Below are 20,387 nucleotides of genomic sequence, written 5' to 3'. Positions count from 1 at the left end.
CGGGCTACCTCGGGGAAGGGTTCGGGGCGGGACTCGGCGGGGGGTTCGGGGCGCGATTCGGCGACGGAAGGGAATGGACCCGCAGCCTACTGGCCCGCAGCCCGCGCTCCAGGACCAGGGTGACCACGACCGAGGCCGCGGCCAGCGCCGTCATCGCCGCGGACACGGAGGTGTACTGGGCGACGGCCCCGGCGAGCGCCGCACAGAGCCCTTGCGCCGTCAGCATCCCGGCCGAGTGCAGCCCGAGCGCCTGCCCCTGCGTACCGTCGGGGAGCAGCGCGACCAGCCGCTCCTGCATCAGCAGCCCGGCGCAGTAGCCGACGGAGGCGAGCGTCACGGCGGCCGCCGCGAGGACGGGGCCCGGGTGCAGGGCGAAGACGAGGTAGGGCACGGCGAGCAGCAGCCGCAGCGGCGACGCCAGCCGGGCCCGCCGGCGCGCCGGGAGGAACCGCCCGGCGACGGTGTCCCCGACGAGCATCCCGGCGGCCGAGCAGCCGAACAGCAGCCCCGCGTGGGCGGGGTCGTAGGGGACGAACAGGGACTCGCAGCCGACGACGAGGCCGTTGGGCACCCACATCGCGAGGTACAGCGTGCGCCGCGCCGGGTCCGAGAACAGGACGGCGTTGGTACGCCAGGTCTGCGCCACGGAGGGCCGCCCGGCCGCACGCGGCGGCCGGCGGCGCAGCCCGAAGCGCACGGTGAGCGCGGCGGCCAGCGACAGCCCGGCGGCCGCCAGCAGCGTGCCGCGCGGGGAGAGCGCGGTGACCAGCACCCCGCCGACGGCGAAGCCGGCGATCTGTGTCGCCCCGGCGCAGACGGCGAGCAGCGAGCGGCCCCGCAGGTAGTCCTCGGGCGGCAGGATCTCGGTGAGCAGCCCGTACCGCACCCCGCCGGCGAGGGAGTCGGCCAGCCCCTGGGCGAGCAGCACCGCGAACGCCGCGCCCAGCGGCAGACCGGGCGCGGCGGTCAGGGCGGTGCCGAGCGCGGTGAGCGCGCAGAGCCGGCCTAGGGCGGCGCGCGGCTCCAGCCGATCGGCGGCGGACAGCAGCACGGTCGCCCCGAGGAGCTGCGTGAAGGACGGTCCGAACATGGCGAGCGCGGCGAGCAACGGGCTGCGGGTGCGGTCGTAGACGAGGACGGCGAGGGCCAGCCCGCTGACGGTGGAGGCGCCGACGCGCAGGGCCGCGGCGACGAAGAAGGGCGTGAATTCGGGGGTGCGGGCGAGAGCGCGGTAGGTCCGTGGCATGCGCGGAGTTTCCGGCGCGGCGCGGAGGCGCCCTAATGTTTCGCGTACAGGCGAAACCACAGGCCCTGCGGGGCGCGTGCCGGGCGGCCGTTCACCGCCTCGCCGGACGAGCAGCATGTGGAGCCGGACGGCACGCCGGAGGGGACGGGACCATGGGTTGGTGGCGGATCGACAGCGACGCCCTCGCGGGCAGCCGCTTCGTGGTGTCCGCGCTGGCCGAGACCACGGCCGCGCTGATGACGCTGGAGCGGCGGACGCCGCCGGCGTACCCGGCCGAGCGGGCCTGGCTCGCGGACCGGCTCCCGCACTACCGGGCCCACCTGGCGGCCGAACCCGACACCGCCGCGCTCGTACGGGCGGCCCTCGGGCGGCAGTGGCTCGCCGGGTTCCTCACCCCGCCGCCGGACGGGCGGCCCTTCGCGGACGAGCTCGCCCCGATCCGCGCCACCCCCGACGCGGTGGTCCGTACGGACCTGCGCGCCGCCTCCGCCCTCCCGGACTCCCTCGCCCGCACCCGGGGGCTCGGCCCGCGGACGGCGGAGCTGCTGGAGTGGGTGTGGGCCGAGGCCGTGCGCCCCGACTGGGAGCGCCGGCGCCGGGTCGCCGAGGCCGACATCCTGGTCCGCACCGCGCAGTTGAGCCGCGGCGGGTGGGCGGCGGCCCTGTCCGGGATGCGGCCGGGCATGGCGTGGCTCGGCGGGGGACGGCTGCGGATCAACCTCCAGGACCGGCCGCCGCGGGAGCTGTCGGGGCAGGCCGGGCTGGTCTTCGTACCGGTGACGACCCGGCACGCGTGGGTGTCCTGGGCCGGGCGGCACCGGCACGCCCTGGTGTACCCGTGCGAAGGGCAGCTCGCGCAGTCGGACCCGGCCCCGGCCCCGGCCGCGCTGGTCCGGCTGCTCGGGCCGGTACGGGCGCGGGTGCTGGTGCTGCTGGAGAGCCCGAAGTCGACGACTCAGCTCGTGGCCCTGACGGGGCTGAGCCTGGGCGCGGTGGCCGGGCAGCTGAAGGTGCTCCTGGCCGCCGGGCTGATCCTGCGCCGGCGCACGGGGCGTACGGTGCTCTACAGCCGGGTCGCGGCCGGGGACGTGCTGGTGTCGGCGGCCACGGGAACCGAGCAGGACGAGTAGCGAGCAGCGAGCAGCGAACGGCAGTATCAAGTGGCGAACAGACGTGTCGAGCGACGAGGAGCTGTCATGCCGGGCTGGAAGGCCGAGCACATGCCCGATCAGAGCGGCCGCACCGCGGTCGTCACCGGGGCCAACAGCGGGATCGGCTACATCGCCGCCCGGGAGCTCGCGCGGCGCGGCGCGTACGTGCTGCTGGCCTGCCGCAGCGCGGCCCGCGGCCGGGCCGCGGTCATCCGGCTGCGCGCCGAAGTTCCGGGTGCCCAGGTCGAGTTCGCCTCCTTGGACCTCGCCGACCTGGGCTCCGTACGGGAGTTCGCGAAGAGCTACGGGCAGGGCCGCCGGACCTTGGACCTGCTGGTGAACAACGCCGGGGTGATGGCCCTGCCGTTCGGGCGGACCGCCGACGGCTTCGAGACACAGTTCGGAGTCAACCACCTCGGCCACTTCGCCCTGACCGGACTGCTGTTGCCGCAGCTGCTCGCCGCCGCCCCCGGAGCCCGCGTCGTCAACGTCTCCAGCGGCTTCCACGCGCTCGGCGACATCGACCTCACCGACCTCGACAGTACGCGCGACTACCGGCGCTGGGTGGCGTACGGCCGCTCCAAGACCGCCAACCTCCTCTTCACCCACGAGCTGTCCCGCCGGCTCGCCGCCGCCGGCTCCGGGATCGTCACGGCCGCCGCCCACCCCGGCTACGCCTCCACCAACCTGCACTCCGGGGCCTCGACGCAGGAGGGCCGCACGCTGACGTCCCGGGTCATGGCGCTCGGGAACACCGTCATCGCCCAGCCCGCGGCCTCCGGCGCGCTGCCCACCCTGTACGCGGCCACCGCGCCCGGGGTCCGGCCCGACGACTTCTTCGGGCCGCGGCTCGGCTGGCGCGGGGCGCCCGCGCGTTCCTGGCGGGCGAAGTGGACCCTGGACGACACGTCCGGCGAACGGCTCTGGTCCGCCTCCGAGAAGCTCACAGGGGTCTCCTACGCGTCGCTGCCGCGCTGACGCGCGGCGGCCGACTTCGGCCGGCCGGGCGCCCCGCCCGTGAGTCCGTCCGCCCCCGGGTGCCTCAGGGCGACCCTGCCGGGACCTGACCCGGCACGGGCGCTGCGGGAGACTCGGCGGCATGGACGACGACATGGACAACCACCCAGCAGGGCACGATCACGCGGTGGTCCTGGGGGCGGGCTTGGCGGGGCTGCTCGCGGCGCGGGTCCTCGCGAAGAGATTCGCGCGCGTGACCGTGCTGGAGCGGGACGAACTCGCGGACGCCGGGCCGGCCTTCCGGCCCGGCGTGCCGCAGTCCCGGCACGTGCACGTGCTGTGGTCGCGGGGCCTGGAGCTGATGGAGGAGCTGCTCCCCGGGGTCACCCGCGAGCTGCAGTCCGGCGGGGCGTCCCTGCTGGAGTCGCCGCGGGACCTCCTGTGGCTGAGCCCGGCCGACTGGTTCGGCCCCGTGCCCGGGACCCGGGTGCTCGTGGGCAGCCGCGAGCTGATCGACTGGACGGTACGGCGGGAGGTGCTGCGGGACGAACGCATCCGGATCCGGCCCGGCTGCCCGGCCACCGGACTCGTCGCCGGACCGGACGGCCGCTCGGTGACCGGCGTGGAGCTGCGCGAGGGGGAGCCGCTCGCCGCGGGCTTCGTGGTCGACGCGACCGGGCGGACCTCCAAAGCCCGGGCGTGGCTCGCCGCGCTCGGCTACCCGGCCCCGAAGACCACGCGCTACGACTCCCATCTCGGGTACTCCAGCCGCTACTTCGAGATCCCGTCGGATCCCGCGCGGCGCTGGCAGGCGATGTACGTCCAGGGCCGCCCGGACAGCCCGCGCGGAGGGGTGCTGGTGCCGCTGGACGGCGGCCGCTGGCTCGCGACGCTCATCGGCAACGGCGAGGACGCCCCGCCGACCAAGGACGAGGAGTTCCTGGGCTTCGCGCGCAGCCTGCGCAGCCCGGCCCTGTACGACGCCATCCGCGACGCCAAGCCGCTCTCGTCCCCGATCGGCTTCCGGAGCACCGCGAACGAATGGCGCCACTACGAGCGCCTGGAGCGCTGGCCGGCCGGTTTCGTGGTCCTCGGTGACGCCGCCTGCCGGTTCAACCCCGTGTACGGACACGGGATGACGGTGGCCGCGCTCGCCGCTGACGCCCTGGCCGCCGAGATCCGTACCCTGTCCGCCCGGGACGTCGCCGGGGCCGCGCGGCGGATCCAGCGCCGCACCGTCGCCGCGGCCGCCGTGGCCTGGCAGATCGCCACCAGCGAGGACCTGCGCTACCCGGGGACGGAGGGGCCGCCGCCGGACCGGGCCACCCGGATCCTGCAGGGCTACATGTCCCGGGTGATGGTGGGCGCCAACTCCGACCCGGAGATCTCCGGCCGGTTCTTCGGGGTGCTGTCCCTGACCGCCTCGCCCAACACCCTGCTCAGCCCGGGCACGATGATCCGCGTCCTGTCCAAGTGGCGGCTGCCGACGGCTCCCGTGACGGCCGACTACCCGTCCCACCACCGGTCACAGCTCTAGTGCTGTGACCGGAAGGGTTCACCGGGGCGCGGCGCCCGGCACGGCGCCTCGCCGTGTTGTCGGACCGCGCAAGTACGTCCGGTACGAGACGCGGTCCTCCGCCTTGCGATGCACCGCACCGGACACCGCGACCCGGCAAACCTTTCCGGCCACAGCACTAGCTGCCCCGGCCCGCGCGTTCGTAGAGTTCGCGGACGGCGGCGTCGAAGCGGCTGCTGTAGGAGGTCTCCTCGTCGCCGCCGCCGTCGCGGCCGCCGATGACCCCGATCAGGGTGCGGTCACCGGTGAGCACCGGGCCGCCGCTGGTGCCGTTGGGCACGTCCGCGCAGTCCAGCCGCAGCTGCGAGGGCCCGGCGGCGACGGCCGTGTTGCGGCACTCCAGCGGCTCCTCGGCCGTGTTGGGGTAGCCCATGAGCCGGGCGGGCACGGGGAGCGCGGCCCCGAAGCGGATGGTGCCGGCGGCTGCGACAACGTCCTCCAGCCGCTGCCCGGGGTGGCCGGGGCGGCGCATCCGCAGGAAGGCCACGTCGTGGTCGGGGTCCCGGCCGGTCACCCAGCGGGGGTCCACGTCGATCCGCGTCGGCACCCAGACCCCGTACGGGAGGAAGCCGTCGCGGTAGCCCGGGCCGAAGGCGAGGTTGGTGCGGAAGCCGCCGTCGTGCACACAGTGCGCGGCGGTGGCGATGAGGTCGCCGCCGGGGGAGTGGACCACGCTCGCCGAGCAGTGGTGGTCGGGGTCGCCGTCCTCGCCGGGGGAGAACAGCGCGCCGACGGCGGGATCGGCCGGGGCGGGGCGGGCCTCCAGCGGTTCGGAAGGCTGCCAGCGCACGGACCCCCGGTGCTCGGGGTCGCCGCCGGTCACCGGGCCGGTGTCGCCGTCGCCCGGCGGCAGGCCTTCCCGGGCCATGCCGTCCAGTACGGCGGAGGCCGTGTCGTCGGCGGCCCCGGGGTCCTGCGCGTAGCTGCCCCGTACGGGATCGCCGTCGTCGAGGAAGGCGGCGAGGGCGCGCAGCTCCCACACGTAGCCGGCGCCGCCGAGGAGCAGGACGCAGCAGAAGCCGGCGAACACGGAGGCCCGTACGGCCCGTCCGCGGACCTTGGTGAACATGCGGCACTCCCGTTCCGGAGACTGGTGCGACTCCTGGTTCGATCTTCCTTGGTTCGATGCGGACCGCGCGGGCCGGGGTTCCGGAAGCGGAACGTGTTCGTCCTCACAGTCGCCGGGCCGCCATCCGCCGTCCTTCCGCATGTCACCCAACTCCCGTACGCTCCAGCCGACTTGAGCCCAACCGGGGCGAGGGGACCGACGGGAGCCGAAAGTATGAGATTGCGGAAGCGGATAACGGGCGCCGTGACGGCGGGGCTGGCGGCCGCGGCCCTCGCGCTGGGAGCGGCCCCGGCGGGCGCTGCCCCGGCGGCAGCGGCGGCCGGCCCCTCCTACGCGGGGTCCACCGGTGTGGGCGTGCACAACGCCTACGAGAAGACCAAGTACCCCTACTTCGCGGACGCTCTGGACTCCGGCGCGGCCATGCTCGAACTCGACGTGTGGACCAACTTCTTCGGCAGCTCTTGGCGGGTCTCCCACGACAACCCGTTCGGCAACGACAACAACTGCGAGAACGCCTCCACCCCCGCCCAACTGCGCACCAAGTCCCGCAACCAGAACCTCGCCGGCTGCCTCTCCGACATCCGCAGCTGGCACGACGCCCACCCCGGCCACCGCCCGGTCATCCTCAAGATGGAGCTCAAGGACGGCTTCGCCGCCAACCTCGGGCGCGGTCCCGCCGACCTCGACGCGCTGCTCGGATCCAAGCTCGGCGACGCCCTCTACCGGCCCGGGCAGCTGGCCGCCGGGTACCCCGACCTGGACACGGCCGCTCGCGCCGGCGCCTGGCCCGCCCGCGCCGACATGGCGGGGAGGTTCCTCGTGGAGCTGATCCCCGGCACCGTCGAGGAGGGCAACAGCGCCGACAAGCTGTGGACCGACCGGGAGTACGCCGAGCACCTGCGCTCCCTCGCCGGCTCGGGCCGCCTCGGCCAGGCCGCCGCGTTCCCGGCCGTGCACCGGGCCGAGGCGGGGGACCCGCGCGGGCGCTACGCCGACGCCACGATCCGGCCCTGGTTCGTCATCTTCGACGGGGACGCGAGCGCGTACGCGGGGGGCGCCGTCGACACCGCCTGGTACGACCGCAACCACTACCTGCTCATCGCCACCGACGCCCACAACGTCGCCCCGGCCATCGACGGCACCCGGCCGACCGAGGCCCAGGCGCGCGAGCGCGTCGCACTCATGGCCGCACACCACGCGTCCATCGCCTCGGCGGACTGGTACCCGCTGCCGTCGGTGCTGGCCACCGTCCTGCCGCGAGGCTAGTTCGCCGTCACCACCGGCCCCGGACTTTCCGGCGCAAGGCCGTCGCGGCCTGCACGGCGTACGAGGTGAAGACCCGGGTGGTGGTCGGCGGGGTCGCGGCGAACTCGCGCGTACGGGCCGGTGTCGAGCCGGCCCCGCACGCTCCGCACACCCTCACCGTCGACCCGTCCGCGCCGCTGGAGTAAGCCTGGCTCAACCCGGGCCGGTAGCCCCGTTCCGGCGCGGCCACGGCGCACCACGTATTCTTGCGGCGTGACGATGCACAAGACCGTCGGCGTGAGTACGGACGCGATGCTCGAGGACCTCAGGACGCTCGTCGAGGTCGAGTCCCCGTCGCGCGATGCCGAGGCCCTGACGGCATCGGCCAAAACCGTCGCCGCCGTCATCGAGAGCCGCCTCGGCGGACAGGCCCTGCTCATCGACAGCGAGGCCGGACCGCACGTCCACTGGTCGGCCGGCGGCGATCCCAAGGTGCTGATCCTCGGTCACCACGACACGGTGTTCCCGCTCGGCACCCTGGAGCGCCGCCCGTTCAAGGTCGAGGACGGGCGCGCGACCGGCCCCGGGGTCTTCGACATGCTCGGCGGTCTGGTGCAGGCCGTTCACGGCCTGGCCGCGCTCGACGACCGGTCAGGCGTCGAGATCCTGGTGACCGCCGACGAGGAGGTCGGCTCCCGTACCTCCCGGGCCCTCATCGAGGAACGCGCCCTCGCCTGCGGCGCGGTGCTCGTGTTCGAGGGCGCCGCCGACGGTGGAGGCCTGAAGACCGGGCGCAAGGGCTGCGGCACCTTCCAGGTCTCCATCGCGGGACGGGCCTCGCACGCGGGCCTCGAACCCGCGGCCGGGGTCAACGCCCTGATCGAAGCGGCACACCAGGTGCTGGACATCGCCGCGCTCGGCCGGCCCGAGGCCGGCACCACCGTCACCCCGACCGTGGCCTCCGCGGGAACCCTGGACAACGTGGTTCCCGCGGAGGCGACCGTCATCGTCGATGTCCGCGTCGAGTCGGGCGCCGAGAAGGAACGCATCGAATCCGCCTTCGCCGCGCTGGCCCCTCATCTCGACGGGGCACGGATCGCGGTCGAGGGATCCATCGGCCGGCCCCCGATGCCCGAGTCGGCGTCGGCCGAGCTCTTCGCGGTGGCGAGGAAGCTGCAGCCCGGCCTCGAAGGCAAGGCGGTCGGCGGCGCGAGCGACGGCAACTTCACCGCCGCACTGGGCGTACCGACCCTCGACGGCCTCGGAGCGGTCGGGGGCGGTGCGCACGCCGACCACGAGTACCTCGTCGTCGAGGCCATGGCCGAGCGGGCGCACCTCGTCGCCGAACTGGTGAGCGCGATTACGGGGACGGGCTCACCTGCACCGAGGTGAGCGCACCGTTCGAAGCCTCCTTCAGCACCGTGATCCGGGTGCCCGTGTCCGGGACCTTGACCCCGACCTGAGGCAACTCCGCGTTCCAGTAGGAGCCGTGGCGGTCGTCGAAGACGGAGACCCCCGGCCGCGCCGGGACCACGAGCGGGGACCCGGCCTTGTGCAGGACGATCCGGTCGCTCTTGCGCAGGGAGAACGTCGCGTCGAAGGTCTGGGCGCGGGCGTTCAGCAGCGACCCGTCCGCGAACTTCAGCGGCTCCGGACGGGCGTCGACCGGCAGGAGCAGCCCGGCGCCCGGGTGCGCCTTGGTGGTGTTGTCGCTGTACGCCGTGTCCCAGAGCCAGATCAGCACGCCCTGCTGGTACGGGTAGAACTCCACCTTGTCCCCGGTGAAGCCGAAGTTGTACGGACCGGTCCGCAGCTGCGCGCCGTAACCGGTGTAGCGGCGGTTCTCCACGAAGTACGCCCGCGGGTGCTGCTCGCTGCCCGTGCGGCCCTGCGTACGCGACCACTTGACGGCCGTCCAGCCGTTCGCGCCCTGCTCCGCGCCGTCGCGCAGCAGCTCCCGGTTACCCGCCGTGATCCGGATGTCGTCGAAGGTGACGCCCTTGCCGTGCGTGTTGCTGTCCGAGGTGACGCGCAGGCGCAGTTGGACGCTCGATCCGGCGAACCGGTCCAGCGGCACGGACAGTTGGGCCCAGCCCGCCGAGGTGCCGGTGACACCCTTGGGGGTGATCGCCGTGCCGTTCACCGTGCCAGGCAGCGGCGTCCAGACGGTCCCGCCGTCGGTGGAGGCCTCGACCGTCAGGTAGTCGAAGTCCTGCTCGATGTCGTACCAGACCCGCGCGTCCAGCCGGGCCGCACCCGCGCCCGGCGCCACCGCGGTGAGGTCCGCCGTACGGGTGAGGGTGTTGTCCATGAAGTCGCCGGTGCCGCTCCACCATTGGGCGGAGCCCTCGTAGGGGTCGGTCAGCTCGGTCGTGGTCACGGAGGGCGGCAGGTGCACCAACAGCGCCTGCGGATCCTCCGTGTTGTACGCCGAGACCCCGAGCGTGGCACGCGTTTTGCGGCCCGCGTCGGCCTCCGTGTACTCCAGCCAGCCCAGCTGGAGCTTGCTCCACGGGTCGAGGTCCCCGGCGTACTCGCCGGTCGTGCCCGGCCCCTTGGCGAGGTAGGAGCCCGAGGACATCAGGGACCAGAAGTTGACGCTGTTGTCCCCGTCCGAGCTGTACAGGTCCGGCAGGCCCAGGTCGTGCCCGAACTCGTGCGAGAAGAGGCCGGCCCCACTGTTCTCGCCGCCGGTCAGGTAGTCACCCGCCCAGATGCCGGTGTCGCCGACCGGGGTGCCGCCCGCCTTGTTCCCCGCCGGGCCCGCGCTGCCGGCCTGGTTCCAGTACGCGAACCAGCGGTGCGCCCAGACGGCGTCCTTGCCCTGCGCGCCGCCGCCCCAGGTCTGGTCCTTGCCCGCGTGGACGACCACGAGGTGGTCGAGATAGCCGTCCGGCTCGTCGAAGTTGCCGTCGTGGTCGGCGTCGTAGCGGTCCCACACGTCGTACTCGGCGAGCTGCGCCTTGATCTGCTCGGGCGTACGGCCCTTCGCGCGCTCCGCGTTGTACCAGGCGTCCGTGGCGTCCCGGATCATGTCCCAGTTGGTGCGGCACTGGCCGGGCTCGGAGCAGTTGTCCGTGCCGTAACGGGCTTCGTTCCAGGGGAGCTTGACCCAGTCGCTGACCGTGCCGTCCATGTCGTAGCGGCCGGAGGACTGGAGCCGGTAGTAGGAGCGCATCGAGGCCGACCCGGGGTCGGCGGAGAAGAACTGCCGCTGGTAGAAGGACCGGTCGAAGTCCCGCCGCCACAGGGTGTGGTTGTCGTCCGCGGCCGGCTTGCCGATGGTGTTGTGGAGCGGGCCGGGGGTGCCGCCGAAGCGGGGCTTGCCCTCGAATTCGGTGGTCGTGTCCACCTGGTCGCCGAACTCGGCGAGGATGACGAAGACCTTGTCCTTGCGCTCCTGGGCCAGTTCGACGTACCGCTTGCCGATCTTGGCCTGGCGGGGCAGCGTGCCGTCGGCTTCGGCCCGCAGGCCGTCCGGGCCGCCGGCCGCGACGGATTCGAGGGCCTGGCGGCGCAGGGCCTGGCGCTGCGCCTCCAGGGGCGCGGGCGGCGGGGCGGCGGCGTGTTCGGCCTGCTGCTGTCCGCCGGGGGGCGGGGTCGGGGGTGCGGTGGCGGCGAGGGCGGGGGAGGCGAGGAGGGCGAGGGATATCGCCGCTCCCACCGCAGCGAGTCTGCGACGCAACGTGGCTGACCTTTCCGGGAGTTCAAGTCGAACCGTTCAAGTCGAAGCGTCGGTAATATTTCACATGTGACAGGTCATGGATAGAGGTGCGGGACCACGTCGATCCCGCCCGTCGATGATCGCGTCGCGTCCGTCATGGAGCCGATCGCCGAGGGCCTCACCCTCGCCCGCAAGATCTGAACTCCCGTTCCCTGCCCTCTCCTCGCCGACCGGCGCTATCGTGCCGAGCGGGGAAAAAGCGTACGAGGGGGCGGGGCCGCGATGCGTTTTCTGTTTGTTCACGGGACCGGGGTGCGGCGCGAGCGCCACGAGACGCTGTTCGCGCTGGTCAAGGGCGCGCTGACCGCCAGGTTCCCCGGCGCGGCCGTGGACTCCTGCTTCTGGGGAGAGCGGTTCGGGGCCACCCTCGGCGCGGGCGGCCGGTCCGTGCCGGGCCTGGGCGCCCCCGGTGACCCGGCCGCGCCCGACGCGGCGGACGCCGAGACGGCCGAGTGGGCGCTGCTGCTCGCCGACCCGCTGTGCGAGCTGCGGGTGCTGGCCGAGGCGGGCTGGGACACCGGACCGGACGAGGGCGACGGCTTCGGGATGCCCGGCGTGCAGTCGGCCGGGGCCGGAGTGCTCCAACTGCTCGACCGCCTAGGGGAGTTACCGGCCATCGCGCCCGCGGGTGGCGAGCTGGCCGCCCTGCTGCGCGGCGCCGGACTCGCCGCCGGATTCCCCGCCGCCCTGGAGGCCGTCGCCGGTTCCGCGGAGGCGGCCCGGGCCGGCGAGCGCGCCACCGGGCAGCCGCAGGCCCGGGAGCTGGCCACCGCCCTGGCCCGCGCCGTGACCGCCGCCGCGCTCGCCTCCGCCGGGGCCGAAGCCGACTGCACCGCCGTCGAGCGGGACCGCCTCGTCGAGCTGCTGACCACCCGCCTCGGCGGCGACGCACGCGTGCCGGGAGGCCGCGCCGCCGCGGTGCTGGGCCGCCTCGCCCTGCGGGTCACCACCCAGCCGCTCCTCAACGCCTGGCGGCCCTCGCTCACCGTCGGCGCCACGCCCGCGCTCGGGGACATCCTGCGCTACCAGTCCCGGGGCGAGGGCCTGCGGGAGTTCCTGCACGCGCGGATCACCGCCGAGCCCGGGCCGACCGTACTCATCGGCCACAGCCTCGGCGGCATCGCCCTCGTGGACCTGCTCGCGCTCGCCGCCGCACGCGGTGAGCCCGTGCCCGGAGTGGAACTCCTCGTCACCGTCGGCTCGCAGGCCCCCTTCCTCTACGAGCTCGGCGCCCTCACCGGGATCGCGCCGGGCACCAAACTCCCGTACGCCTTCCCCCACTGGCTCAACATCTACGACCGCCAGGACGTGCTCTCGTACCTCGCGGGCCCCGTCTTCCCCGGCGATCCGCGCGTCAGCGACCACCGGATCACGAGCCGCCAGCCCTTCCCCGCCTGCCACAGCGCCTACTGGAAACAGGCTGCCCTCTACGAGCGCATCGAACAGGCGGTGGCCGAGGCGGAGATCGGGTGAGCCGGGCCGATTTCCTGCCCCCGAACCTGGGGCCCGGGCGCACCTTCGCGCTCGTCGCCGGCGTCGAGAAGTACGACATCAGCCACGGCTGGGACCTGAACGGCCCGGCCCGGGACGCCATGCGGTTCGCCCAGTGGCTGACCGGGCCGGGAGAAGTCCCGCCGGAGCACGTGCGGTTGCTGCTGTCCCCGCTCGAACCGCTTGCGCTCGACTGGTCGGCGTCCCCGGGCCTGGCCGCGCTGCAGGAGACGTACCGCCCGGCCACCGAGGCCAACGTCAAATCAGTGCTGTTCGACGAACTCCCCAAATGTGACGGCGACCTGCTCTGGATCTTCTGGGCCGGGCACGGCTTCCTGGACCGCAGCCGGGAGCTCATGCTGCCCTGCGCCGACGCCCTGCCCGGCCAGATCCGCCACCTCAACCTCGACTCCGCGCTGCGCTGGTGGCGCACCGACCTGGTCGCGCACCGCCGGTTCCCCCTCCAGGCCAGCCTGGTGGACGCCTGCCGGGTCGACGCGCCCCGCGACACCCGGTGGAACTTCGGCAGCACGGACTACGGGGGCGGCGCCACCGTCCCGGGGCGCCGGCAGTTCCGGCTCTACGCCTCCCGCGAGGGCGAGGCCGCGCAGAACGACTCCGAGCGGTCCGCAGGCCGTTTCACCGAGGCCCTGCTCGGCGCACTCGGCCGGGCGTCGGTCCGCGAGGGCGTCGCCGGGCTCGCCGGCGCCGCCCTGTCCATCCACCGCGACTTCGAGGAGCTGCGCGAGCGCGGCGAGGGCTGGCAGCTGCCGCAGTTCGTGGTGGACCGGGACTGGGACGCCTGCTCCTTCCTCGACGAGGGCCTGCCCGGTGCCTTCCCGTCGCGCGCGGCCCGGTTGGACCAGCGGGCCTGGGACGAGCTCGGTGACCTCTTCGAGGGCCGTGACCTGCCCCGGTGTGCGTACGAGGCCTACGCGTGGGCGTTCAAGGTGGCCGGCTGTACGACCCCCGTACGGGGCGGTCTGCCGGGGGACACCCTGCTGGAGGTGGTCCAGGACCTGGACGAGCGCCAGGGCGGCCGCGGCGGGCTGCCGCTCGCGGTGCCCTTCGTACGGTTCCTCGGCGCGCGGGCCGGGGCGAGCGACGCCGCGTGGGCGGCCCGGCTGGGCGGCTGGGTGTACGCCACCCGGGAGCGCCTCGTGCTGCCCGCGCTGCCGCCACCGCCCGCCGCGCCGCTCAGCACGGTCATGCACGTGCGGCTGGAGACCCCGCCGGGCGGCGAGGACGGCTTCCTGGCGCGGATGTGGCTGCGGCGCGAAGTCACCGAACAGATCTGGGAGTCGCAGGCCGAGCCGGTCCCACTGGACGCCGTGCGGGAAGAGCTGGTACGCCAACTCGCCCGCGTCGGCGGCGTGCTGGGCGGCGACGGCGACGCCGGGCGGTCGTACGACGCGGTGCAGCGGATCGAGTTCCACGTGCCGTACGAGCTGTTGGAGTCGGACTTCGACCGGTGGCCGGTCCCGCGCGGGCGTGCCCCCGGACGGACCCGGGCCCTCGGCCTGCTCTACCAGGTGGTCGTGCGCTGCCCGCAGGAGCGGGAGGACAGCGTCGCCGAGTGGCGGACGAAGTGGCGCTGGCTGCGTGCCCAGGGCGGGCGGCACGCCGCAGCCGTCCGCGTCGTGGCCGACGCGGAGGTCACCGATGCCCTCGGGATGGAGCTGGGCGCCGGAGCGGCACCCGCCTGCGTCCTCGCGCACACCTCGACCGCTGCGCGGACCGGCGCCTTGGTGGAGGCCGTACTGGAGGGAGGGGTGCCGGTGGCGGTGTGGCGGCCCGGCGGCGGCGCGGCGGCCGGCGGGCTGGCAGAGCTGCTCGCGCCCGACGGCCGCCCGCAGCCCGGTGCGCTGGACGTACTGGCGCTGCCCGCCCGGGTGCGGGAGGTGCGCCGGGCGGCTGCCGGCGTGACCGGCGGAGTTGAGGGCAACCGGCAACAGGCCGCAGGGGCAGACCGGTTGGTGCTCTTGTGGGACGATCCCGACGACAAGCTGACCCTCCGGTCCCTGGCCTGATCCCGATGCCGACCTCATTGCCGCCCGACCCGACCCGACCCGACCCGACCCGACCCGACCGATCCGATCCGATCCGACCCGATCCTGGCCGACCGCTACACCCGACGATGGAGGAAGAGGCAGTGGCGAAGGACTGGTGGCTGTACCACGGGACCGGCGAGGCCGCCGAGCGCCGCTCCAGGCTGGCGGCCGGACCGCCGCCGCCGTGGCGGGACTTCACCGGCACCCCCGACCCGGAGTACGCGCCGCCCGGGTGCGAGGGGCCGGCCTGGGAGCGCACCTGGCGGCGCGGCGACGGGTACGTCCCCGACGAGCCCGAGAAGGACGTGGTCAACACCGCGCTGCTCCTGCGCAGGCCGCTGTTGATCACCGGCAAGCCCGGCGTCGGCAAGTCCACGCTCGCCTACAGCATCGCCTCGGACCTGGACCTGGGCCCCGTCCTGCACTGGCCCATCACCAGCCGGACCGTGCTGCGCGACGGGCTGTACCTGTACGACGCGATCGGACGGCTGCAGGAAGCGGGCCTGGAGCAGCTGCGCACGCCAGGGGCGGCCGCCGACGGGCAGCCGACCGCCGGGCGGGCCGCCGGCCAGGCCGCCGACGGGGCGGCCCCTGACGGGCTGCCGGCCGGGGCGGGCCCGTCGATCTCGCGCTACCTGCGCCTCGGCCCGCTCGGCACCGCGCTGTTGCCGCAGGACCGGCCGCGCGTCCTGCTCGTGGACGAGATCGACAAGAGCGACATCGACCTGCCCGGCGATCTCCTCACCGTCTTCGAGGACGGCGGATTCGCCATCCCCGAACTCGCCCGGCTGGCCAAGGAGGAACCCACGGTCGCCATCGGCACCGACGACGACCCCGACGCCGCCGTCCGGATCACCCAAGGCCGCGTGCAGTGCCGGTACTTCCCCGTCATCGTCCTCACCAGCAACGGCGAACGGGATTTCCCGCCCGCCTTCCTGCGCCGCTGCGTCCGCCTCCACCTGGACGCGCCGGGGCCGGACAAACTCGCCCGTATCGTGCGCCGTCGGCTGGGCGTGGACATCGAGCTCAACGACGAGTACCAGGAGATCGTCCGGAGCTTCCTCGAACGGGCCGCGGACGGCGACCTCGCCACCGACCAGCTCCTCAACGCCATCCAATTGCGCCTGGCCGGAGCCTGGTCGGCCCCCGGGGACCGTGACCGGTTCCTCGCCACCGTCATGCACCACCTCACCGGACCCTCGGCGTGATCGAGAAGCTGCTCGCGGCGTTCGCCGAGGGTGCCGGGGGTGCCGGGGGCGAGGGCGGGGGCCTTCGTTCCGGCGTCGGGGTGGAGGAGATCGCCGACATCCTGTGGCTGGCCGCCCGGGTGGACCCCCTCGCCGCCGCGCCCGAGGCTCCGCTCACCGAGGCCCCGCCGCTCGACCCGCAACCGGCCGACGCCGCCGAACCGTCCCGGACCCCTGCCGGCGGGGACCCGCTCGTCCGGCTCTTCCCGGGACCGGGCCGCGACCACGCCGACACCGGCTCCGACTCCGCCGCCGCTCCGGCGCCCGGGGTGCGCCGGGGATCACCCCTGCGCCTGCCCCGCGCCGTCTCCCTGGACGACCCCCTCGCCCTGATGCGCTCCCTGCGCCCCGTCGGCCGGCGCTCCATCGGCGGCCCGGGGGAGGAGCTGGACGAGCAGCTCACCGTGGAACGCAGCATCGAGCGGATGGTGCCCACCCCGGTCCTGCGCCCCGCCGAGAGCCGCTGGCTGGACCTGGCCCTGATCGTGGACACCCACCACTCGATGCTGCTCTGGTCCGACCTGGTCGAGGAGCTGCGCGGGGTCTTCACCCGCAGCGGAGTCTTCCGCGACGTGCGCACCTGGCAGCTCACCGGCACCGGCCCCGGCGGCGCCCCGATGGTCGCCCGCACCCGCGGCGGCCCGCCCCGCAACCCCCTGGAGCTGGCCGACCCGGCGGGGCGCCGGCTGATCCTCGTGCTCTCCGACACGGTCGCGGCGGGCTGGCGTGAGGCGCCGCTGCAGGGCCTGCTCCGGCACTGGTGCGCGCACAACGCCGTGGCCGTGCTGAACGTGCTGCCCGAACGGCTCTGGACGCGCGGCGCCGTCCGGCCCGTGCCGTACGCCGTGCGGGCGGACCGGCCCGCCGCCGCCACCCGCTCCTGGCAGCGCGTCCCGGTGGTCCGGCGGGGGCGCGGGCGCGGACCGGTGGTCCCGGTGGTGGGGATCGCCTCCGGGAGCCTGGCCCGGCTGGTGCGGGTGGTTTCGGGGGACGGGCGGTGGCGGCGGCTGGCCTGCCTGCGCCTGGACGCGGAAGCCGCGCCCGTCCCGGCGTACGAGAAGCCGCCGGGCGGCCCCGATCCGGCGCAGACCCCCGCGAGCCCGCTGGAGGTGGTGGAACGCTTCCGGCAAAACGCCTCACCCACCGCGCAGCAGCTCGCCGCGCACCTCGCCGCCGTACCGCTGACCCTGCCCGTGATGACCCTCGTACGCCGCTCCCTGCTGCGGGACTCGGAGCACGGCCATCTCGCGGAGGTGGCCCTCGGCGGGCTGTTCGCGCCGTGGGGCGCCGAACAGGCGGTGCAGGACGCCGAGTTCGAGTTCCTGCCCGGTGTACGGGAAGTCCTGCTCGGGTCGCAGCTGCGCGGCGACGTGGCCGCCGTGCGGGAACTGGTCCGGCGCCGGGTGTGGGAGTTCATGGCCCGCAACCGGACGGGCGGCCGGGACTTCTCCGCGACCCGGGTCACGACCGGTGCCGAGGGCCGCCGTGAAGTGCCCGCCGGGGCCGAGCCGTTCGCGGTGGCCGGGGGCCCGCTCGCGGACCCGGGGCTCGGCGGCCGGGTGGTGCGGGTGCGCTTCGAGCCCATGCCGGAGCCGCAGGAGGTCGGCGTACTGCTCTCCCCCCGGATGATCCTGACGGTCGGCGACGCCCGGCTGGGCCGCGGCGCGGTGGCGTGGGTCCGCTCGGGCGGCCGCGAGATCGCCTGCCGCTCGGTGTGGTGGGACGAGGCGGCGCCGCGGGTGTTCCTGTTGCTGGCGGCGGAGGACCTGGTCGATCCGGCGACCTGGACGGATCTGCGATGGGGGGCGCAGCCGGACGGCAGGGGCCGGGCCGCGCCGGTGCGGCTGCGCGTCGACGGTTCGAACGACCAGGGGGAGCCCACAGCACTGACCGGCGAGCTGATCCCGTCCTCGGGAGAGCGCAACGGGGAGCTCATCAGGCTCTCGGCCGAGCCGGACGCCTGGACCCACTACGGGGGCGCCCCGGTCTCCCGTGACGGGGAGCTGATCGGCGTCGTCCACAGCGTCTGGCCCGACCGCATGGTCTTCCTCACCGGACAGGCTCTGGTCGAACAGCGGGACTTCCGCGAGGTGATGGCGGCGCACACGCAGGCCCAGCGGGAACGGACCCGGACGGCCGTGGCGGGCGCGGGGCCGGGGGCCTGCCTGGCGCTGCACGCGGAGGTCACCATGGGACCGAAGGGGCGGGAGGTGGCCTCGGACCTGATGGGGCAGCTCATGCGGGTCATGGTCGACATCGGTATGACCGGCCGTTTCGCCGCCGTGGTCGAGACGGACCTGCTCGTCGCCGTGGAAGGGCCGCGCGCCCTGGGGATGGTGGCGCGACTGCTCGCCGAACTGCCGGACGTGGTAGCGCGGTTGAGGGGCGGCTCCGCCGAATGGGACCTTGCCCTGGGGGTGGCGGTCGCCCTGGGTGAGGTCCGGGCGGGCGAGGAAGGGGTGAGCGGGCCGGCGGTGGCCGATGCCCGCCGGCTCGTACGGCATCCGCGGCTCGCAGAGCGGCTGCGGGATCCGGCCCCCGGGGAGTCCGTGGCCCTCGTGCTGTGCGAGCCGATGGACCGGATGGGCGACGTGTCCTCGCTCCTGATGCGCCGGCTGGAGCCGGGGGAGGACGGGCCCGCCGGGTGGCTGTGCCTGAACGGCGTCGTCGAGGCGGCGCGGGTCCTGCTCGACGCCGATGTCATCGCCGACGTGGATTCCATCGACTGGCCGCACTGCGGTGACGGGGCCACCGAGGCCGAGCCGAGCGGGTGCATCGGCATCCGGCTGCCGGGGAACCTGCGGTGCCTCGCCCACGCGTCCGAGGCCGAGCAGTCGGAGTACCTCGCGGCGCTCGGGGGCGCGGGCGCCGTGGTGGACCTGCGCGGCACCACCTTCGACAACGGGTTGCTCCAGCGCGTGCTGGATGCGGTGGTGGCGCCGGTCACGGGTCAAGTGCTGCTGGCGGAGGCGGTGTTCGACCGGGCGTACTTCGCCGACGACTGGGTCACGACGGGGGCCGTTTTCGAGGGCCGCGCCTCCTTCGACCGGGCGGAGTTCGCGGGCCGCGCCGTCTTCGAGGAGGCCGCCTTCCACGGTCCCGCCTCCTTCGCCTGGACCGTGTTCGGCAACGGCTGCGCCTTCGACCGGGGCAGGTTCGAGGGCGCGGCCGGATTCCGCCGGGCGGCCTTCCGCGGTCCGGCCGGGTTCACCGGCGCCACCTTCAGGAAGGACCTCGACATGAACCGGGCGGTGCTGGACTCCTCGGCCGCCCTCGACCGGATGAGCGTCCTCGGGCCGGCGGACTTCACCCATGCGGTCTTCCGCGGGCTGACCGGAATGAGCGGGGTCGACCTCGCCAACGTCTCTTTCGCGTCCGCCCGTTGGGAGCGTCCCCTGGTTTCCACCGGCGGCCGGTTCAGGGGGACGGTGTCCTTCGGCTCCGCGGTCTTCGTCGACTTCCTGCGGTGGCGCGACACGACCTTCGAGCGCCGGGTCGACTTCGCACGCGTGGCCATCGGTGGCGAAGCGCGCTTCGAGCGGGTCGACTTCATGGACGAGGCGAGCTTCCGGGCCACCGCCTTCAACGGCCGGGCCCTCTTCGTGAACACGTCCTTCCACGGCGAAGCCGACTTCCGTGACTCCGTCTTCGCGGGACCTGCCGAATTCACCGAGGTGGTCACCGCGCGATCCTTCCAGCCGCCGGGCGAGTGGGAGGTGCTGGGGTCCCGTCCGGGCACCCGCAGTCTGCGCAGCAGCCCCGAGCCGGCGCCGCCCGAGGCGTGAGATACGGTGGCGGCCGATACCCGGGGGAGGGCACATGTCGGCCGGTCGGCGCCACATCGAGTTCGAGTTCCTGCACAACTTCCGTGACCTGGGCGGCTATCAGGCCGCCGACGGCCGGACCGTCGCGTGGGGCACGCTCTACCGGGCCGACTCGCTCGGCAAGCTGCGGGGCGCCGACTGGGACCGCTTCCTCGCGCTGGACATCCGTACGATCATCGACCTCCGCTACCCCTGGGAGATCGAGGCCAAGGGCCGGGTGCCGGAGCCGGAGCGGTTCACGTACGCCAACCTCAGCATCGAGCACCGGCCGTACGACCAAGCCGCCATCGACCCGGACATCGACCCCTGGCGCTACCTCGCCGACCGCTTCGCCGAGGTCGTCGAGGACGGCGTGGCGGAGATCCGCGCGGCCCTCGAACTCATCGCCTCCGACGACGGCCCGACCGTGTTCCACTGCACCTCCGGCAAGGACCGCACCGGCCTGATCGCCGCCTTCGTCCTGACCCTGCTCGGCGTCCCCGAGGACCGGATCCTGGCCGACTTCGCCCTCACCGAGCTGGCGACCGCCCGCCTGCGGGCCGACTGGCAGGCAGCCAACCCCGGCCGCAACCTCACCTGGCCCGCCTACGGCCGCGCCCCGCAGACCGTACTCTCACTGGTCCTCGCCGACCTCACCACCCGGTACGGCTCCCCGTCGCACTACCTCGCCGACCGCGTCGGCATCACCCCCCAGACCACGGCCCGGCTCCAAGCCCGGCTGCTCGCCTAGTGCTGTGGCCGGAAAGGTTTGCCGGGGCGCGGCGCCCGGCACGGCACCTCGCCGCGTTGTCGGACCGCGCAAGTAC

Annotated in this window: 13 protein-coding genes; 10 read left to right on the top strand and 3 right to left on the bottom strand. The window is 74.4% G+C overall.

Annotated features, from left to right (window positions below; all coding sequences use genetic code 11):
- Positions 1 to 4 precede the first annotated feature (4 nt).
- Positions 5 to 1,246, bottom strand: coding sequence for an MFS transporter (locus ACFWBF_RS30890; protein WP_385607684.1), 1,242 nt, complete (start codon positions 1,244 to 1,246; stop codon positions 5 to 7).
- 152 nt (positions 1,247 to 1,398) lie between these two features.
- Here ACFWBF_RS30890 and ACFWBF_RS30885 point away from each other — a divergent pair, with 152 nt between their 5' ends.
- The 3 genes from ACFWBF_RS30885 (at position 1,399) to ACFWBF_RS30875 (ending at position 4,891) form a co-directional block, all read left to right on the top strand.
- Complete coding sequence (locus tag ACFWBF_RS30885) at positions 1,399 to 2,376, top strand: winged helix-turn-helix domain-containing protein (RefSeq protein WP_385607682.1); 978 nt, start codon at positions 1,399 to 1,401, stop codon at positions 2,374 to 2,376.
- A 66-nt stretch (positions 2,377 to 2,442) separates the two neighbouring features.
- Entirely contained in the window at positions 2,443 to 3,375 is a 933-nt protein-coding gene (locus tag ACFWBF_RS30880; RefSeq protein WP_385607681.1) for an oxidoreductase, read from the top strand.
- Positions 3,376 to 3,496: 121 nt separating this feature from the next.
- Positions 3,497 to 4,891 carry an NAD(P)/FAD-dependent oxidoreductase gene (locus tag ACFWBF_RS30875; RefSeq protein WP_385607679.1) on the top strand — a complete coding sequence of 465 codons (1,395 nt, stop codon included), beginning with the start codon at positions 3,497 to 3,499 and terminating at the stop codon, positions 4,889 to 4,891.
- 157 nt (positions 4,892 to 5,048) lie between these two features.
- Here ACFWBF_RS30875 and ACFWBF_RS30870 read toward each other — a convergent pair whose 3' ends face one another.
- Positions 5,049 to 5,999 (bottom strand): trypsin-like serine peptidase, encoded by a 951-nt coding sequence (locus tag ACFWBF_RS30870; protein WP_385607677.1) that lies wholly within the window; start codon positions 5,997 to 5,999, stop codon positions 5,049 to 5,051.
- Positions 6,000 to 6,212: 213 nt separating this feature from the next.
- Between ACFWBF_RS30870 and ACFWBF_RS30865 the strand changes: the two genes are divergently transcribed.
- Both ACFWBF_RS30865 and ACFWBF_RS30860 read left to right on the top strand, forming a co-directional pair.
- Positions 6,213 to 7,265 carry a phosphatidylinositol-specific phospholipase C domain-containing protein gene (locus ACFWBF_RS30865; RefSeq protein ID WP_385607675.1) on the top strand — a complete coding sequence of 351 codons (1,053 nt, stop codon included), beginning with the start codon at positions 6,213 to 6,215 and terminating at the stop codon, positions 7,263 to 7,265.
- A gap of 258 nt (positions 7,266 to 7,523) precedes the next feature.
- Positions 7,524 to 8,636 carry a M20 family metallopeptidase gene (locus ACFWBF_RS30860; RefSeq protein ID WP_385607698.1) on the top strand — a complete coding sequence of 371 codons (1,113 nt, stop codon included), beginning with the start codon at positions 7,524 to 7,526 and terminating at the stop codon, positions 8,634 to 8,636.
- Here ACFWBF_RS30860 and ACFWBF_RS30855 read toward each other — a convergent pair.
- Positions 8,605 to 10,908: an immune inhibitor A domain-containing protein gene (locus ACFWBF_RS30855; RefSeq protein WP_385607673.1), complete on the bottom strand. Its 2,304-nt coding sequence runs from the start codon at positions 10,906 to 10,908 to the stop codon at positions 8,605 to 8,607. The genes ACFWBF_RS30860 and ACFWBF_RS30855 overlap by 32 nt on opposite strands.
- Before the next feature lie 282 nt (positions 10,909 to 11,190).
- Here ACFWBF_RS30855 and ACFWBF_RS30850 point away from each other — a divergent pair, with 282 nt between their 5' ends.
- The 5 genes from ACFWBF_RS30850 (at position 11,191) to ACFWBF_RS30830 (ending at position 20,311) form a co-directional block, all read left to right on the top strand.
- Positions 11,191 to 12,441, top strand: coding sequence for a hypothetical protein (locus ACFWBF_RS30850; protein WP_385607671.1), 1,251 nt, complete (start codon positions 11,191 to 11,193; stop codon positions 12,439 to 12,441).
- A complete protein-coding gene (locus tag ACFWBF_RS30845) occupies positions 12,438 to 14,489 on the top strand; it encodes a hypothetical protein (RefSeq protein ID WP_385607669.1) in 2,052 nt (683 codons plus the stop codon). Before ACFWBF_RS30850 ends, ACFWBF_RS30845 begins: the two co-directional genes overlap by 4 nt.
- Before the next feature lie 107 nt (positions 14,490 to 14,596).
- Positions 14,597 to 15,718, top strand: coding sequence for an AAA family ATPase (locus tag ACFWBF_RS30840; protein ID WP_385607667.1), 1,122 nt, complete (start codon positions 14,597 to 14,599; stop codon positions 15,716 to 15,718).
- Positions 15,715 to 19,542 (top strand): SAV_2336 N-terminal domain-related protein, encoded by a 3,828-nt coding sequence (locus ACFWBF_RS30835; RefSeq protein ID WP_385607666.1) that lies wholly within the window; start codon positions 15,715 to 15,717, stop codon positions 19,540 to 19,542. The genes ACFWBF_RS30840 and ACFWBF_RS30835 overlap by 4 nt, the downstream gene beginning before the upstream one ends.
- A 34-nt stretch (positions 19,543 to 19,576) precedes the next feature.
- A complete protein-coding gene (locus ACFWBF_RS30830) occupies positions 19,577 to 20,311 on the top strand; it encodes a tyrosine-protein phosphatase (RefSeq protein ID WP_385607664.1) in 735 nt (244 codons plus the stop codon).
- Positions 20,312 to 20,387 lie beyond the last annotated feature (76 nt).

The organism is Streptomyces sp. NPDC060028 (assembly GCF_042736725.1).
GTDB lineage: Bacteria > Actinomycetota > Actinomycetes > Streptomycetales > Streptomycetaceae > Streptomyces.
Note: the sequence above shows the minus strand (reverse complement) of the source record. Positions and strands in the feature narration are given on the sequence as shown.